This window comes from Streptococcus infantis (assembly GCF_047460685.1).
Lineage (GTDB): Bacteria > Bacillota > Bacilli > Lactobacillales > Streptococcaceae > Streptococcus > Streptococcus infantis_AD.
The window spans coordinates 62,854-80,552 of record NZ_JASHFS010000004.1 but is presented as its reverse complement, the minus strand read 5'-3'; the positions used below and the strand labels follow the sequence as shown (position 1 = coordinate 80,552).

15 protein-coding genes are annotated in these 17,699 nt (G+C 41.1%); 5 read left to right on the top strand and 10 right to left on the bottom strand.

Translation table 11 applies throughout. The features are described 5' to 3' along the window. The first annotated feature begins 71 nt into the window (after positions 1–71). From QM917_RS02675 to QM917_RS02655, 5 genes are all read left to right on the top strand, one after another. Positions 72–1,238, top strand: coding sequence for a CynX/NimT family MFS transporter (locus QM917_RS02675; protein WP_414284717.1), 1,167 nt, complete (start codon positions 72–74; stop codon positions 1,236–1,238). 139 nt (positions 1,239–1,377) lie between these two features. Further along, positions 1,378–1,704, top strand: coding sequence for a PadR family transcriptional regulator (locus QM917_RS02670; RefSeq protein ID WP_006149048.1), 327 nt, complete (start codon positions 1,378–1,380; stop codon positions 1,702–1,704). Beyond that, the gene (locus tag QM917_RS02665; protein ID WP_269797844.1) at positions 1,691–2,284 is read left to right on the top strand and encodes a DUF1700 domain-containing protein; all 594 of its coding nucleotides are present in this window, start codon (positions 1,691–1,693) and stop codon (positions 2,282–2,284) included. The genes QM917_RS02670 and QM917_RS02665 overlap by 14 nt, the downstream gene beginning before the upstream one ends. Beyond that, positions 2,277–3,224, top strand: a complete 948-nt coding sequence (locus tag QM917_RS02660; RefSeq protein ID WP_414284715.1) for a DUF4097 family beta strand repeat-containing protein — start codon at positions 2,277–2,279, stop codon at positions 3,222–3,224. The genes QM917_RS02665 and QM917_RS02660 overlap by 8 nt, the downstream gene beginning before the upstream one ends. Positions 3,225–3,254: 30 nt before the next feature. Then, positions 3,255–4,259 carry a DUF6574 domain-containing protein gene (locus QM917_RS02655; protein WP_414284713.1) on the top strand — a complete coding sequence of 335 codons (1,005 nt, stop codon included), beginning with the start codon at positions 3,255–3,257 and terminating at the stop codon, positions 4,257–4,259. Positions 4,260–4,365: 106 nt separating this feature from the next. On the opposite strand, the gene QM917_RS02650 is transcribed toward QM917_RS02655, so the two are convergent. From QM917_RS02650 to QM917_RS02605, 10 genes are all read right to left on the bottom strand, one after another. Continuing rightward, on the bottom strand, positions 4,366–5,226 hold the full coding sequence (locus tag QM917_RS02650; protein ID WP_414284711.1) for a DUF4299 family protein: 861 nt from the start codon (positions 5,224–5,226) through the stop codon (positions 4,366–4,368). Positions 5,227–5,348: 122 nt separating this feature from the next. Beyond that, entirely contained in the window at positions 5,349–6,335 is a 987-nt protein-coding gene (locus tag QM917_RS02645; protein ID WP_414284709.1) for a rhodanese-related sulfurtransferase, read from the bottom strand. Between the two features lie 132 nt (positions 6,336–6,467). Continuing rightward, positions 6,468–7,157 carry a lysostaphin resistance A-like protein gene (locus QM917_RS02640; protein WP_414284707.1) on the bottom strand — a complete coding sequence of 230 codons (690 nt, stop codon included), beginning with the start codon at positions 7,155–7,157 and terminating at the stop codon, positions 6,468–6,470. Between the two features lie 164 nt (positions 7,158–7,321). Beyond that, entirely contained in the window at positions 7,322–8,803 is a 1,482-nt protein-coding gene (locus tag QM917_RS02635; protein WP_414284706.1) for an ABC transporter substrate-binding protein, read from the bottom strand. Between the two features lie 109 nt (positions 8,804–8,912). Continuing rightward, positions 8,913–9,833: a carbohydrate ABC transporter permease gene (locus tag QM917_RS02630; protein ID WP_414284704.1), complete on the bottom strand. Its 921-nt coding sequence runs from the start codon at positions 9,831–9,833 to the stop codon at positions 8,913–8,915. Positions 9,834–9,846: 13 nt separating this feature from the next. After that, entirely contained in the window at positions 9,847–10,776 is a 930-nt protein-coding gene (locus QM917_RS02625) for an ABC transporter permease (protein WP_375555481.1), read from the bottom strand. A 214-nt stretch (positions 10,777–10,990) separates the two neighbouring features. Beyond that, positions 10,991–12,106 carry a DUF4767 domain-containing protein gene (locus QM917_RS02620; RefSeq protein ID WP_414284702.1) on the bottom strand — a complete coding sequence of 372 codons (1,116 nt, stop codon included), beginning with the start codon at positions 12,104–12,106 and terminating at the stop codon, positions 10,991–10,993. Between the two features lie 112 nt (positions 12,107–12,218). After that, positions 12,219–14,099, bottom strand: coding sequence for a beta-N-acetylhexosaminidase (locus QM917_RS02615; RefSeq protein WP_414284700.1), 1,881 nt, complete (start codon positions 14,097–14,099; stop codon positions 12,219–12,221). Further along, on the bottom strand, positions 14,093–14,962 hold the full coding sequence (locus QM917_RS02610; RefSeq protein WP_414284698.1) for an ROK family protein: 870 nt from the start codon (positions 14,960–14,962) through the stop codon (positions 14,093–14,095). The genes QM917_RS02615 and QM917_RS02610 overlap by 7 nt, the downstream gene beginning before the upstream one ends. 83 nt (positions 14,963–15,045) lie before the next feature. After that, positions 15,046–17,691, bottom strand: a complete 2,646-nt coding sequence (locus tag QM917_RS02605; RefSeq protein WP_414284696.1) for an alpha-mannosidase — start codon at positions 17,689–17,691, stop codon at positions 15,046–15,048. Positions 17,692–17,699 lie beyond the last annotated feature (8 nt).

The following is a 17,699-nucleotide window of genomic DNA, read 5'->3' as shown; positions in this document are numbered from 1 at the left end:
ACACCATCTTGACATCTATAGGAAAAAGCCTTAAAATAAGCTGTTATCAAAATCAGCTTATTGAGGTGCACATGAACAAACGATCACTCTTTTTTATTCTAGGAATTATCTTAATCGGAGCGGTCTTAAGAGCTCCTTTTACGGCCTTACCGACTATTTTAGGAGATATTGCTCAAGGTTTAGGAGTTGAGGTCAGCTCGCTTGGGGTTTTGACCAGCCTTCCTCTCTTGATGTTTGCTCCTTTCTCCTCTTTTGCGACGCGTTTGGCTCAAAAGATTGGACTCGAGCACCTTTTTACATACAGCCTCCTCGTCTTAACCATCGGTTCAGTGATTCGTATCTTCAATCTTCCTCTTCTCTATCTGGGAACCTTACTCATCGGAGCAAGTGTCGCTATTTTTAACGTACTTCTTCCTAGTATGATTCAGGCAAACTACCCACAAAAGATTAGCTTCCTGACAACGGTTTATGTGACGACTATGGGAATCGCGACAGCACTAGCTTCCTACCTCTCTGTACCCATTACTCAGGCAACATCTTGGAAGGGGCTGATTCTCTGCCTGTCCATGGTCTGCCTGCTAACCTTATTGGTCTGGTTTCCTAACCATGGCCACAATCATTTCCTAGAAGGGCATGAAGATAAAAAAGAAAAAGAGAATATCCTAAAAAGCAAGCAAGTTTGGGCTATTATTGTCTTCGGTGGGTTGCAGTCCCTGCTCTTCTATACCAGCATGACCTGGTTGCCAACCATGGCCATCAGTGCAGGGCTAGCTCATACGGATGCCGGACTTCTGGCTTCTATCTTTTCACTAATTAGCATTCCCTTCTCCATGACCATTCCAAGTTTAACGACGCGTTTGTCAAATCGTCACCGTCAAATCATGTTAGCAGTCATCTCTCTGGCTGGTATGTTAGGAATTGCTATGCTTTTATACCCAAGTAGTAATTTCTTTTATTGGCTGATGGCTCATCTCTTGATTGGCACGGCCTGTAGCGCACTTTTCCCCTATCTCATGGTTTGCTTTTCTATTAAAACAAGCTCGCCTGAAAAAACGGCTCAATTATCTGGACTTGCCCAGACCGGTGGTTACATTCTAGCTGCCTTTGGACCAACTCTCTTTGGTTACAGTTTTAACATGTTCCAGTCTTGGGTTCCAGCGGTACTGATTCTTCTAATAATTGATATTATCATGACAATCGCCCTCTTTATGGTGGATCGAGCGGATAAAATCCTCTAATCTTCTAGTTTTTACTAGGAGATTTTTTATATATAAAAATTTTACACATATTGCTTGACAGGGCTTACATTTAGATGTATGATGTATGTGTAGAATAATTATATATAAAATTTTTACATACTAAAAAAGGAGGTGCCCCATGTATTTTCCAACATCAGCGGCTTTGATTGAATTTCTCATCTTGGCCATCCTAGAACAAGGGGATTCCTATGGTTATGAGATTAGCCAAACCATTAAACTCATTGCCAAAATCAAGGAATCTACCCTCTACCCCATCTTGAAAAAACTGGATACCAACCGCTATCTGACTACATACTCTCGCGAATACCAAGGTCGGATGCGGAAGTACTACTCCTTGACAGAGATTGGGGAGGAGCAACTATTTGTACTCAGAGAAGAATGGACACTCTACACTGACACGATCAATGGCATCATAGAAGGGAGCATTCGCCATGACAAGAACTGAATATTTGAATCAGCTTGAAGCCTATCTGATGAAGCTTCCTCAATCTGATCGCATTGAAGCCATGGATTACTTCAAAGAACTCTTTGATGATGCGGGTCCAGAAGGTGAGGAGGAGCTTATCGCTAGCCTGGGAAGTCCAAAAGAAGCTGCCCATGATGTCCTGACTACACTTCTTGATAAGAAAATCAACGAAGAAAATTCCAGTAAGAACGACCGCCATATTTTACGCATCGCTCTACTAGCCCTTCTTGCAGCTCCTATCGGAATTCCAGTCGGAATTGCTCTTCTCATGGCTATCATCGGGATTTTTATCGCTGCTGTCAGCGTACTTATAGCCTTCTTTGCTGTATCAGTAGCTGGACTAATCCTAGGAGGCGTTCTCCTATTTGAAAGCTTCTACGTTCTGGCTGAATCGACATCTGCTTTTATACTGATTTTTGGTGGAGGTTTACTAGCGATCGGAGCTTCGTCTCTAGTCTTACTAGCGACTTCCTATGTAGCACGTTTCTTTGGATTACTAGTCCTTCGACTCATCCAATGGATTCTTAATAGAGGAAAGAGAGGTGAAAGACATGCGTAAATGGACAAAAGGATTTCTTATCTTTGGTGTTGTTACCAGTATCATCGGTTTTTCCATGATGATCATCGGCATCCAAACAGATGGTGTCAGAAGCCTCCTTGCAATGTCTCAAAATCCAGTATTTGAAAGTCGAATGGAAGAACTCGTTTTTGATCAAGATATCGAAAACCTTAACATCTCACTGAAAGAACATTCGCTCGTCATTACGGAGTCAAACGATGATAAGATTCACCTTCAGTATCACCCGACCATCTCTGAAAAAGAAAATCTTCAACACTCTATCAAAGAGAAAAGTCTTGAAATAACTGATACCAAATCAACTACACGTCGCTCTATAGGTTCTAGTATCGAAGGTATCCTCTTTATCGCAAGCGGAATTTCTAGCCGCAATGATGAAGTTGTTCTCTCATTACCAAGAGGAAAAGAATTAAAAAATCTAACTGCCCAGGTAAACCATCGTATCCTTTCAATTGCTAATGCAAAACTCAGCAATGCCAAGATTCTGTCAAATGGCTATCTTCTTCGTATCACTGATAGCGAGATTAAAAATAGCCAACTGATCACAACTGGAATTGTCAATGTATTTGAAACCAGTCTAACAGATAGCCGCATCCAAGCAGACCATGAACATATCTCTGCTGAGGATATTCAAGTACATGGTAAGGTAGAGCTAGAGTCAAAAAAAGATATGGTCATCAAACTAGCTAAAAAAGAACTTGAGAGAATTAATGTAGAACTTTCTTCTGACCATGGTTCCATCTATCATCGTAGTCGGGAAGGATATAATCCAAACGAGGAAAACATGGAAGATGAAGAGTTCTCTAATCCTTACAAATCAGAGAAAAAAGATACACAAGATTTACTTGTCGCAAAAGCTGGTCAAGACATCAATCTACCAAAAGAGGATGTTCGCTCGCCTTCTTATAGACATCATGAATAAAAAGTTACTAATCAAAAAGGAGGTCCCATCATGACTCAAGAATGGTTCGAAAGTGCTGATTTCGAGAAAACAGCCAACAATGAGAAAAAAGAAAGTCCATCTGATCCAGTCATTCCCGAGGAAGAACTAAAAGAGAAAGAAGAGTTGCCAGTAGTTGAGGAAAATTCCCAAGCTATTCCAAAAGATAAGGAAACTAGTGAGGAAACTGTAGAGACTGAAGAGCTCGCTGAAAAATCAGAAAAGATAGATAAGTCAGAAGAACCTGTAGAGACTGAAGAACAAGAAGAACTGGCAACAAAGACAGATCAAGCAGAAAAATCAGTTAAGGAAGCACCTCAGCCTAGCAAATCTTTGGAAAGTCCATTTATCCCAGATCCTGTCCCTACAAAAACTGCAATCTTCAAAGAAGAATTGGCTGATTTTTGGGTATGGTTACAAGGTGCTCTTAAAGAGCCGACAGCTCGTTTTGATACAGATAAAAAAAATAGTTACACCGCCTTTGCCCTCCTAACTATCTTTTCTGCTACGAGTTTCCTCTTTACTGTTTACCACGCCAAGCATAGCTACTATGGTCGCATGGCAAGCATCGATGCCAACTTCGTAGAACAATTCCCATCTCTCAATCTCTTTTCTGTCTTCTCTATTTTAGTAGCGACAAGTCTCTTCTTCTTTTCAATCCTCATGGGTGGATTCGTAGTCAAACGCTTTGTCGATCAGGACAGTGATTGGACATTGGAAAGAGCCTTTCAAGAGTACAGTAGGCTCTTCGCCCTTCCTATCCTACTGACAGGAGTCGCTAGCTTCTTTGCCTTCTTTAACGGCCTACGCTTTGCAGCTCTTCTCTGCCTCATTAGTCTGGGTATGGTGCTACTCGGTAACCTCTACATCATCTCAAAACCGAGTAAGGATAGTAAAACTGATCCTTTCTACCGTCTTCTCTTCGCAGTCCTCGTCAACGGAAGCGTCCTATTTCTCTTTTTCCTAGCAGAAATGGCACTGATTTCTGACTATCTCCGAATCCTAGCTTTTATGTAAGATAAAATCCTGTCAGAACTTGACAGGATTTTTTGTGTACACAAAAAGCAGACCAAACGATCTGCCTTATCACATTATTTAAAACTGGTATCCTTCATATATGCCTCTAGTTACCTTTTACTAAGTTCTCAAAATCTTCCCCCAAAACTGGTCCTACCACTATTTGGTTGGCATCCAAATCCTGACAAAGTTCCTTTGGAAGAGCTTCTAAAAAGACTTGGTAATCCAGTCTAGCTACTGCTTCATAGTCTTCAGGCTTAGAACCATCTCCAGAGATTTTCACCAGGTCAATCTCCCAGACAAGATCCTTACCAGCCAACTGCTCAACATAAGGCACAGGAACAACAGGACCTTTGGGCAAAATAGTCTTTACTCCTTGAGCCAGGTGGTAGATACCATGAACCTTACCCTCACCATCTGGATAGAATTTAGCACTTGCAGGATAAGCATCTGACTCTTGAACCCTCTTAACTAATTCTTCAAAACGTGCCAGTCCATCTTCTTCTAGGAAACTTTCTAAATCCTTCTTATCAAAGTAAATAGTTGATAGAATTCCTTGGCAAAAATATAGGCTAGCAGCCTTATCAGCTAGATAGTTCTTAACCGTTTCTTGGAAATAGTTTTCCAAATCAAAGTCTGCCAAGCCTTCAACTACTTCACCAACCTTGCTAGACAAAGCCTGCAAGAGTCCTTCTACAATCTCCCAGTCATCTCTTGTAATTAAGTCAGGAATGATCACTTGATAGCCGTTTTGAGAGTCAAGGTAGCGAACTTTAAAGAGAAACTGAGATTTTCCCACAACAGCACACTCGATATACTCGAGGCGATTAAGAGGTTGACGGAGGTAGACTGCATCATAACTATGTGACTCTAAGCCATCTACCAAGGCCAAGACTGACTTAGCTGTTAAAATCTCCTGTTGTCCTAAAATACTTTGTTTATTTGGAATAAAAAATGTTTTCACCATAAATGGTCTCCTTTGAAATCGTTTACATATAGTATACACCATTTTCCTGAAAGATGCAGAAACAAATTTAAGATTTTTTGGTCAAAAGCATAGAAAAACAGCCCGTCAGGACTGTCCTACTTTTATACAACTTCAGAATGATCTAAGTTCTCGCCAATCGCTGCTAAACGTTCGATGACTTGTTCTTGTGTCAATTCATGCTCTAAAACATAGCGATTGCGTGGGTGGACACGACACTCATGTGAGCAACCACGGAGATATTTGTCTTCGTTGTCTTCTGATGTCAAGATACGACGGTTACAGAATGGATTTCCACAGTTGACATAGCGTTCACATGGTGTTCCATCAAACCAATCTTTTCCGACGATAGTTGGATTGACATGGTTGACATCGACTGCAATACGCTCGTCAAAGACATACATTTTCCCATCCCAAAGTTCTCCTTGAATCTCTAGATCTTTACCATAAGTGGCAATTCCGCCGTGTAATTGACCGACATCTTTGTAGCCTTCACGGACCATCCAACCTGAGAATTTCTCACAACGGACTCCACCAGTACAGTAAACTACGACACGTTTGTCCATGAATTTTTCCTTGTTATCACGGACCCATTGTGGCAACTCACGGAAGTTGCGGATGTCTGGACGAATAGCACCACGGAAGTGTCCAAGGTCGTACTCATAGTCATTACGAGTATCAAGGACAACTGTATCTTCGTCAAGAAGGGCTTCTTTAAATTCTTTTGGAGACAAGTACGCACCTGTTGTTTCAAGAGGATTGATGTCGTTATCAAAGTTATCATCCTCTAAACCAAGGTGGACGATTTCCTTTTTGTAGCGAACAAACATCTTCTTGAAGGCTTGCTCACTTTCTTCGTCAATCTTGAACCAGAGGTCTTCCATACCTGGAAGGCTGTGAACGTAGTCCATATATTTTTGGGTTGTTTCGTAGTCACCAGAAACGGTTCCGTTGATCCCTTCGTCAGCCACTAGGATACGACCTTTGAGGCCGATTGATTTACAGAAAGCCAAGTGGTCAGCCGCAAATTGTTCTGCGTTCTCTATTGGGACATATTTATAGTAAAGTAAAACTCGAATATCTTTTGACATAAGATTGATTCTCTTTTCTAAGATTAAATTATCAGAATTTTTCATTCAACTATACCAGTATACTCCCTCAAGAAAGCGAATGCAATTTATTTGACTGAAAATTGAAAACAAGACCCAGTTTCAGATCTTGTTTCAGCTAAATATTCGATGAAGAAAGGTTACCAAAAACGGCAATGTAGCTACGATATTATTAATAATATGAACGATATAACCGGGATAGATACTCTTGGTATAGCGAGTTAGACCCGCATAAAAGATTCCAAATGTCGCAAAAACAAGAATATCTAGTACACTGGGAAAACTTGTAAAGTGAGGAAGAGCAAATAAAACCGAAGGAAGAATCAGGTCAAGCCCAAATTTCGAATCTTTAAAGAAGGCATGTTGGAACAAGCCCCTATATATCAACTCTTCCATCAGAGGCCCTAGAAAAAATAAGGTCAAGTAGAGACCCAACTCAGCAAAATTTGTCTCACTATAGCCGATTAGTACAGCCCAGCCCTCAGAGGTTGACTGTACATGTCTTGCCGTTTGAAAATTAAAAGATATGCAAAGTACGGTTACGAAAACCGTCAAAACTGTATACCATAGCCATTTTTTCTTTTGAATAACAAAAAGGTAGCCATGTCCTGCCTTGGCTAAAATCCAAATCATGAGGCCAATAAAGACAAGACTGATAAGATTTTTAATCCAGAAAAAATTGCCAATCTGAGAAGAATATTGCCAGTAATTTTGAACCACCAGTGTTAGCTGAGAGAGTCCATATACGAAAAATAAGTAAGATAAGATTGCACTGATTTTAAAGAGTAGATGGTATTTTTTCATATGTCTGTGTCCAATGTTATATGTAAGAGCAAATATCTAGATAGAAATACAGATAATTATATGCACTTACCCTAAAAAGAATCACCACCCCGTCTGGAAATATCCAGACAAGGCAGTGATCGCTCTTTTTAGGAATGAATACACGAAATCAATTGTTCTTGCGATTATTTGCTTTTCAAGAATTCGTCGTATTGTTTTTGCATTTCATCCAATACTTTTTGGTAAGCACCTTCAGATTTAAGTTTTTCCATCAATTCTGGAATAGCTTTTTCTGGGTCTACAGTACCAGTGTTGATAGCTGTATCGAATTGTTGCATAGTGTTAGTGATAGCTGAGATTTCAGATTTCACGTTGTCAGTGTTGAAGATGAATCCAAGCGCTGGAGATTCTTTTGCAGTTTCCAAATCTTTCTTAGATTGTGCAATTTGTTCATCTGTAACGTTTTCGTTGATGTAAAGGATCCAGTTGTTACCAGTGTTCCATCCTGACATGTGAGTGTTTCCTTTGTATCCGTCAAGGACTTTAACACGGTTTTCTTTACCTGCAACTTTTTCCCAGTTCTTGCCTTCAGGTCCATAAACAAGTCCGTTCAAGAGTTCTGGGTTAGTGTTCAAGAGGTTCAATACTTCCATTGCTTTTTCTTTGTTCTTAGAGTTGTTTGAGATTACAAAGTTAGCAACTTGAGTTGTTTGGTTTTTCTTGATGAAGTTAGTAAATGGTTTGATTTGGATGTCTCTGTTAGCAACACGAGAAAGCAAGCTGCTACCGTAGTCAGCTGGTCCTACTGTTTCTTCGCGAGCAAACCAAGTATCTTGAGTAAGGTCATATGAAGTTTCGCTTGTTGCTACGTCTTTTGGAATGTATCCTGCTTCATAGTATTTGTGAAGAGTCTTCAAGTGTTCTACGAAACGAGGAACTTCGTAACGGTTTACGATCTTAGTAGTGTCGCCTTCAAGGTCGATGACAAATGGAAGTCCGTTTGCAACTGGGTAGTCAAAGTTTTCTGATGGGATAAAGTTTTTACCAACAGCAAATGGCATTACATCTGGAGCTTTTTCTTTGATTTGTTTCAATACTGGTTCAAGTGTTTCGTATGAAGTTACACCTGAGATATCGATTCCATATTTTTCAAGAAGTGGGCCGTTGAAGGCAAAGTTTTGTGAAGATGCAACGTTGGCTGCAACTGGAACAGAATAGATCTTACCGTTTACAGTGTTACCTTTGATATAAGCTGGGTCAAGTGCTTTGTAAAGGTCAGCTCCTTCTTTCTTGTACAATTCTGTCAAGTCAGCATAAGCACCTTTTTGAGCGTTTACAACATAGTTATCTGCAAAGGCGATATCATAGTTTTCACCTGATGAAGTGATAACTGACATTTTCTTGCTGTAGTCACCCCAACCAAGGTATTGGATATCCAACTTAGCGCCAACTTTTTCTCCGATGATTTTGTTTGCATTTTCTAGCAATTCATCCAAGTTATCTGGTTTGTCACCGATTTGGTACATTTTGATAACAGTTGTATCACCTGATGAAGATGAATCAGCAGCTTTTTGGTTATTTCCTTTAAGGTTTCCACAAGCAGCAAGGCTAGCAGCTAAAGCGACAAGGCTAGCAGATGCAAAAGCATATTTTTTCCAGTTTTTCATTATAAAAACTCCTTTTTTTATTTTTAAAGTTATTAACAAAATTAGATTCTTGATTTTCCTTTGCCAGAAAAATCAGATTTAGAAAAGAAACATTGTTTCTTAAATATCCTTACTCTTTAACACCACCGATAGTCAAACCTTTTACAAAGTAGCGTTGGAAGAATGGGTAGAGGATCGCAATCGGAACAGTCGCAACAACGACCATGGCCATACGACCTGTTTCTTTTGGTAGGGCAACCGCAAGTTGTCCTGACATACCAACTGACTTAGCTATGTAATCCATGTTGTTTTGAATTTGCATAAGCAAATATTGCAATGGATACAAGTTATCACTCTTGATGTAAAGAAGGGCGTTAAACCAGTCATTCCAGAAGCCAAGCGCTGTCAATAGTGTGATCGTTGCGATACCTGGTAATGACAGTGGCAAACAGATTTGGAAGAAGATACGAGCTTCACTAGCTCCATCGATACGAGCTGATTCGAGGATTGCTTCTGGGATGGTTTTCTTGAAGAAAGAACGCATCAACATGATGTTGAATGGTGATAGAAGCATTGGAACAATCAAGGCCCAAACTGTATCACCAAGGTGAAGCAATTGAGTCACTACGATATAGCCGGGTACCAAACCAGCGTTGAACAACATACTAAGAAGAGCGAAGATTGTAAAGAATTTACGATACTTAAATGTTGAACGTGAGATGGCATAGGCATAAGTTGTCGTGATAAAGACGTTTGTCAATGTACCGACAACTGTCACAAACACTGAGATAAAGAGTGCTTGTAAAATCTTATCTTTGAACTGAGCCAAAAACTCAAAACCATCTAATCCAAACTGTGATGGGAAGAAGCTATATCCATATTGAACGATACTCTTCTCATCTGTAACTGAGATAATGATGACAAAGATGAAAGGCAAGATACAAGAGAAGGCCAGCAAACCAGAAATGATACTAAAGAAGATATCTGCTTTCTTGCTGAAGGAGTGTATGCCAACATTATCAATTTTTTCTTTTTGAATTTTTTTTGCCATATGCTCCTCCTTTCTAGAATAGTGCTGAGTTAGGATCAACACGTCTTGCAAGTAAGTTTGATAGAATAACCAGAATCAAACCGACGACTGACTGATAGAGACCGGCTGCTGATGCCATACCGATATCTGCTGTCTGAGTCAAACCGTTAAAGACGTAGACGTCCAATACGTTTGTTACGCTATAGAGCTGACCAGCATTGTGAGGGATTTGGTAGAAGAGACCGAAGTCTGCACGGAAGATGTTTCCGACTGCAAGGATGGTCAATACTGTCACAAGTGGTGTTAACTGAGGGATGGTTACGTTGCGGATACGTTGCCATTTGCTAGCACCGTCCACTGTTGCTGCTTCGTAGTAGGTTGGATCAATACCCATGATTGTTGCATAGTACATAACACTACTGTATCCAAAGCCTTTCCAAATTCCTAGGAAGAGGAGAAGATAAGGCCAGATACTGATGTCAGCGTAGAAGTTAATCCCCTTCATGCCAAGAGCTTCTAAGGTGTGGTTAATAAGCCCTTTATCGATATTTAGGAAAGCATCTGTAAAGAAACTGATGATAACCCAAGATAGGAAGTAAGGGAATAACATAGATGTTTGGTAGATTTTAACCATTTTCTTAGAGCGAAGTTCACTAAGGATAATAGCGATACCAACTGACACGATCAAACCGATAAAGATAAATCCAAGGTTGTAAAGGACAGTGTTTCGAGTGATGACAAAGGCATCTTTGGAACTAAACAAGAATTTAAAGTTATCTAGTCCGACCCATTTACTATTTATAATACTGTGGACGAATCCTTCACCAGTCATATGGTAGTCTTTGAAGGCAACCACATTTCCAAATACTGGGATGTAGAAGAATAAGATCAACCAAAGTGTCCCTGGTAGAACCATTAAGAGAAAAATCCAGTTATCTCTCAAGGTTTTTGAAAACTTGTTCATAATTTCCTCCCTTTTTATTTTTCTAAAACTTGATAATCTCACAATTTTTAGATTTGATAACGTTTACAATAAGAGTATACTCTTATTTTAAGGATAGTTTAAACTACTAATTATAGAAAAAACTCCACAAATTATTTTATGTGGAGAACTTTTTTATATAAGAAGGATGTTTCACGAGAAACGTCTTGCTTGCAAGAGGTGTTGCCCATATTTGTTACTTGAAAACTTGTTCTAATATCGGTTGGTGAAAATCAACAAAATGAACCTGGGCATCTATAATAGCACCTGCTTCGTTTTTATAAATCTCTGGTTCCCCCTCAGTATGTAAAATAGTTGGGTGACCATCCTTGTAGCCAAAGAGAATCACTTCTGTCCCTGCTTCATTTACATAACAGGCCAAGATTTCAAATCGTTTTTCTCCAAGACCAGCAGTATAGCCATGCCATTTAAAAGTATATTTGACTCCATCGACTTGCCCAAATTGCATCATCTGATCCGGAACTGCAAGCCCATAATAGCGACCATATGTTGCTAGGCTAGTTGACTTAAATCTTTCACCCTTACTATCTGAGTAGGATTCCATGGCTATTTTTATCTTGTCTGTTAGAGCACTATAGTCTGTATCTGGCTCATCATCTGTAGATACGCCCGTTTTTAAGAGAAATTCCTTAAAACCTTGCGCTAAATCTGTGTTTTCAGTCTCTTCAAAATTCGCAGCACTGATAGTTTCTAGTGTCTTATCAGCATACAAAACCTGCGCTTGCCCATCCTTGAGTGTAAATAGGTAGAAATGTCTGGCTTGATCGTCATAGTAGGCATCCAAAACCAAGTAATCATAGGCGTTGTCACTGGATACCCCGAAAATATTCCATCTGACTTTTTTCTGAGAAACAGTTGTTATTTTTAATTTTTCAATGAGTTCATTTTTTTCATCAAAGTTTCTATGATCTAGTCTATGATAGGACTGCCCCATAGAAGAAGCCCAGCTTACAAACTCTTCCTGCCACTTTTCGGTATTGTACTGGACCAGCTTCTGAAAATCTGAGTAATTCTTCATAATCAAGGCTTGGTCAGTAGGATTAGATTGCTGGAGCTCTTCCATGGCTACAACCGTAGCAGCCATGGGTGATTGAACACTTGTATCCTTGTCTTCTTTTTCGTGGAAAAGAGCCTTTTGATAGGAATCCGCTAGGTAGTGAAAATAGTTTGTTACTTCCTTGGTTTGTTGGTTTTTTGGTGTTAACGAACTAGTTGCGCTATCTTCTGTCGTCTTTTGACAAGCAGATAAAACTAGCATACTTGCACCTAGGACTAGTAGTAGCTTTTTCATGGTCAGACCTCCAAACTATCCTTATACTTTCATTATACTCCTTCCCTAGCTCCAAATCAAAGAACATCTCCATTTATTTAAAAGGAGATGTTTGGCTATCTGTGATAAATTTCTAGGTTGTATAAATAGTCGAAGCTGTCGCGATGGTATGCCACTGGTTGGCTGTCGTTGCTGCGAAGTCCTTGTCTGCGTGGAAGTCAGTAAATGGAAGAATCTCTACTTCTAGTTCGTCAATACGAGAGATTTCGCCTGCCAGGTAGTTTTCAATGCGACTTTCTGCTCGCTTGATGCGTTGCAAGAGCCCACCCATACGGATATCTACTGTATCCAAACCAAAGACCTTGTTTTCCTTCAACCATTGTTGGCTAAAGAGCTTGTGGAAGGTTTCAATCTGGCTTCTTAATTTTGGTAATTCTTCCCTAGCGATTTGTTGCAAGCTGTCTTTATCATCCTCTTGATAAGCCTCACGAATGCGTCGTCCCACATCAACCTTGCCACTTAAAATAGCATTCAACTGAGCCTGAGTTTCAAAAAGATAGGCGTAAACTCCAGCTTTTTCTTTAATGTCAGAAAGAGTCTCAGCTGCCTGGGCAAAGTGAGGCTTGTCCTGTTCAGGTGTCATGTGCTTATCAAGGATTGGACAGAGAACATCCTGATAAAAGACATAGCGGTTGGGATTGATACCACTGAGATTATCTGGTAGATCTGGTAAGAGGTTGGCAAGGTCAAGCTGCATAAAGTCCTCAACAGATAGACCTGTATTGGTCTTGAAGTGAGCAGATAAACGCTCTAAATCATTTCGATAGCTGAGTTCTGCCCAGATTTGTAGACTTGGCAGAATAGAGAACTGAGCTGTTTCACCACCATTATCTCCCCAACCAGTCACAATGACTTCTTTGATCTGATTGGCACGGCAGGCTTTGTTTGCTTCGATAGCGATGAGACGACTGAAATGGTTGTGTGGTGTGAAACCAATCCACTTCCAAGCACCTCCTGCAAAGGCAATATCCTGGCTAATCTTGTGGTGGTTACCGAAGTTACGATTGTATTTTTCTTCGCTATCCTGATAATAATCCCAGTAAACCAAGGTCACACGGTCTTTAAGGCGGTCAAGAAAAACTCGTGTTTCCTCTGGAATTTCCACATCACGGTCGTACTGGCCATCTGCTGACATGAGTTTGAAGAACATATCGCTCCACATCTGGCAGTGGAAACCATACTTGTCTGCAATATCCAGCACGCGCTCCAAATGTTGGCACATGAGAAGGCTGCGATCCACAACACCGTTTAAGATGAGATAGCGTCCCAAACCAACCAAGTGGGCTTCGTCCATGCCGATATTGACCTTGCGTGTCTGCAGTTTAGACAAAGTCGCAAACATGCCGTCAATTAGGTCGTAAACTTTTTCTTCGCCGATGAGGAGAATGTCCTCTACATCACGAAGTTGCTGGACTTCTTTGACACCCCATTTAACAAAAGCTGACAAGTGGGCCAAGGTCTGAATACAAGGTACAAAAGTCATGTCAAACTGCTGGGCATAAGCTTCGATTTCCTGTAATTCTTCAGCTGAATAAGCCCCGCGGAAATAGCCAAAATAAGGTTGCCCTTCAATCTGATAGGTGTCTTCCATGTAGAGCTCAAAGGTTGAATAACCCATCAGAGCCAAGACTTCAATCATCTGCTTGGCAGATGCAACATTTAGAACCGCATTTCGCGAACAGTCAGCCATGTAGGCTAAATCTTCATAAGCCGCTTGCTCCTCAATCTCCACCTTATCACCTTCTTCTAAAGCTGTTGCTAACACAGACAAGGCGCGATAGAGTTGATGAGGTTTGTCATAAGTCAATTGATATTCTCCGCCCTCACCCTTGATAGAGAGAGAAGCTTGATCAGACTGGGTGACTGCCACTTCTACATCTGGTAGAGAAATGTGATTGTTTAAGACTTCGATAGCTTGGGCTTGTTTGGGACTAAGTCCTGTAAAACTTACCATTGGTTTTCCTCCTGTAACCAGTTGACAAGGGCACCGTAGAGATTGGCATCTGCGTGATAGGTGCAAGCTTGAATGACTGGAGCGATAGTATATTCTTCATATCTTTCCACAAAAGCATCTACTGCTTTTTGAACCCCTTTGATAAAATCTGGGTTCTGGCTGATAGAGCCTCCCAGACTAATGACATCTGGATCGATGAGATACTGGATATTGAGTAGCCCTTGAGCTAGGTTACGATTCATGCGTTCAATGGCTTCTTGGCAAAGAGTATTGCCTGCTGCCGCCTCTTGATAAATCTTGCGTCCATCCCAGTCAGACTGACCTGATTTTTCAATGACGTAGCGAACCATGTTTCCTGTAGAAGCTAGTAGTGACCAGTTGTTGAGCTTTTCTGCAGGCTCGATAGTTGTCATATAGCCAAACTCACCACCCAAACCATGACGTCCTCGGTGAAGCTTACCATTGATAATCATGGCCCCGCCAATCCCTGTGCCAATGACAACACAGGCTGCATTTTCAATCTCAGGATGAGCTAGCAGTTCACTAAGTCCAACACAGTTGGCATCATTTTCTAGATGGACAGGTAGCTGGTGATGAGCAAGGGCCTGGTACCATGAAAAACCATGGATATAAGGAATGGCACTAATCCCCTCGATCACTCCTGTTTCTTGATTGACCGCTCCTGGAACACTCATAGCAATCCCACGATAGTCCTGTTCTGACAAGCGTTGGTCCAACCAAGCCAATAAATCTTCTAGAGTTTCTGGAGTTGGGGTGCTGGTCTTATCTAAAATCTTTCCATCAGGAGTTAGACTAGCAAACTTAATGCCAGTCCCTCCGATATCAATCGTTGCAATGGTCATTGCTTTCACCTGCAAAAGGAGCGAATCAGCAGTTAATCCTTACTTTTTCGCTCCTCCTTTCTGTTTATGTTTACTTTTTGAAATTAAATTTCTTCTTTTTTGATCAATTCTGTACGAATTTCTTGTGGTGCCAATAGTCCTGAATGGACTGGGTATGGGCGTTCCAACAAGTCAAGAATAGTTTGTTGTTTTTCAGACACACGGATATTTTCTTGACTCATGTTGTAGTAACGAAGGACATAACCTTCTTCATTCTCAGCCACCTTAAAGGCTGTTGGGCAGACTTGTGGCAAACTGAGTGCCGGATGGTTAAAGAGGCTACCCGTTGCCGCAACGCTACCCTCTTGTTTTGCAACTTGAAGAGCTGTAAATGGCACCTGGAAGGCTTTGGCACGACGGAAAGCTGAGAAGCGTTCGCCTGCTTGGTGGCATTCTACTGCAAACTCAACTTCGATAGCTCGCAAGCACTGAGCTTCCGGCGTTGGGAAATAGCCCCAGTCACCGAGTTCGCCTGAAGCACGAAGAAGGGTTACAGCCATGGTGTCATCTCCAAGAATTTCATACTCGTGCAATCCTTTGTTAGCTACTGTCACTCCTTTTACATCATCATACAAGCTGACAAAAGCTTGTTGGTGTTGTGGATTTTCAGGATTTTCCCAAGAAGCTGCTGGTTTATTTGGTCTTGTCACAACTTCATAGATGCTTTCAGAATCATTGCTTGGACGAGTGTTATGAGTTTTCACCAAGAGACGGATGCGGTGATCCTTGGCTGTATTAGTAAAGCGAGTCTTGAAGCGAATCTGTGGATTGTCCACAAAGACGGTCATCTCAGTTTCAAGAGGAATAGTTGTCAACTCTTCTGAACGACCTGCGTCTCGTTTCATAAACTCAATAATGCCTCTTTGCTCCGCATCCAATTTTTCATCTGCGCTAACTGGAATAGTCAAGTCATGTTTGAGCAATACCTTAGCATAGCGAGCATTGTTTTCTAGGACATCGTATCCCTTCAATTGAGCATAGATTGGATCAGTTCCTTTTGGTTGGAAGTAAATGTACTCGTTACCAATATCTCCACGGTCCTCAAATTGGATGAAATCTTCGTAGGCTTCGTTTGTAGTCTTGTCATAGACTGTGATTCCTTCATCTACACTCACTGTTACGAATGGGGTATCAATGACTCCGTTTTGGTAAATACCATCACGGTAATCTACTTGACCCTCGACCAATTGGAAGCTTGCCCAAGAAAGCGGTGCAAGGTGGACTGGGATTGTCACGCGCACTTGGCGTGCAATATATGGTTGGCGGAATTTATCCTTAGGCAAAGTATAGCCAAAACTTGCTCCCAAGTCTTCAATCTTAGCTTCAATGACATGACCATCCAAATCTTCAACATGGTAGGTTGGTAAGGTCACGGCTGCCATCTTCTTGTAACCTTCAGTCGGATGCAATTCTTTGAAATCACAAGTAGCCACATCCACTACAACACTAACTGTATCAACCTTGTCATGTAAAGCTGTGTTGACAACGGTAAAGAGGTAGTCGCTTTGCGCATTTTGAGTAGCTAATTTACCCTTCCATTCGTTAAGAAGATTGGTCTTAACAAAATTCCCGACTTGATTAACCTTGGCAAAACGAACTTCCATTTCACGGTGAACTTCGTCAATACTACATCCACAGATGCTATCGTGTGGCGCATTTTGCAAGAGCACTTTCCATGCATAGGTCAATTGATCCTTATGGTTATGACCGCCAGTGATGATGGTCAACGGTTCCACAACCTGCTCTAACAAGTTGCTATTTTCTTGAAAGGCTTGTTTGAGGTAAATACGGGATGAAGAGGTGTTAGCAAGAGTATACCAACCATCCGTTTCCTGACTAGTCAACTCACCTGTAACCGTTGATAGGTGTTCAGGAAGTGCACTTTCCACTGCTTGCACATATTCGTCAAAAGAACTGTGAATAAAGGTCACGTCAGGGAAGAGTTCGTTTGCCACACGAATCGCTTCGCTAATATTTCTCTGTACAGGCTGGTGGTCACAGCCGTTCATCATCAACCATTGGTTGGTCGATGCATAGTCACGGACATCTGCTAATTTTTGCTTCCAGAAAGTCAAAGCCTCGTCTTTATCCACTGGAATTTCATTCCCGTTACTGTACCAGTTAGCAAAAAGAATGCCGAGTACACGGCTACCATCAGCTCCCTGCCAGTACATCTCAGAAAATTGAGAGGTAAACTGTTCATCTTCAAGGACTTGATTGTCAAATCCGATTGGCTTCACACCACGTCCAAAGGCTGCGACGTGAATACCTGATTTTTGAAGGATTTGAGGAGCCTGCCCCATATTTCCAAAGGTGTCTGGGAAGTAACCAATTTGAGTAGATTTGCCCCATTTAGCACATTCCGCTTGTCCAATCAAGGTATTGCGGACGTTAGCTTCACTGGAAATCAAGTAATCATCCTGCAAGATATAAAAAGGACCAATCTTGAGCTTGCCTTCGTCGATATAACGCTGCACCTTGTCGCGGTTTTCAGGGCGAATTTCTAAATAGTCATCAAGGACAATGGTTTGTCCATCCAAGTGGAAACTCTTGAATTCAGGGTCATTTTCAAAAAGATCAAACAGATTGTCAAAGAGTTCCACCAATTGCATACGGTGACTTTCAAACGGTAAATACCACTCACGATCCCAGTGGCTGTGAGAGATAATATGTACAACAACATTTTCCATGAGTAAAA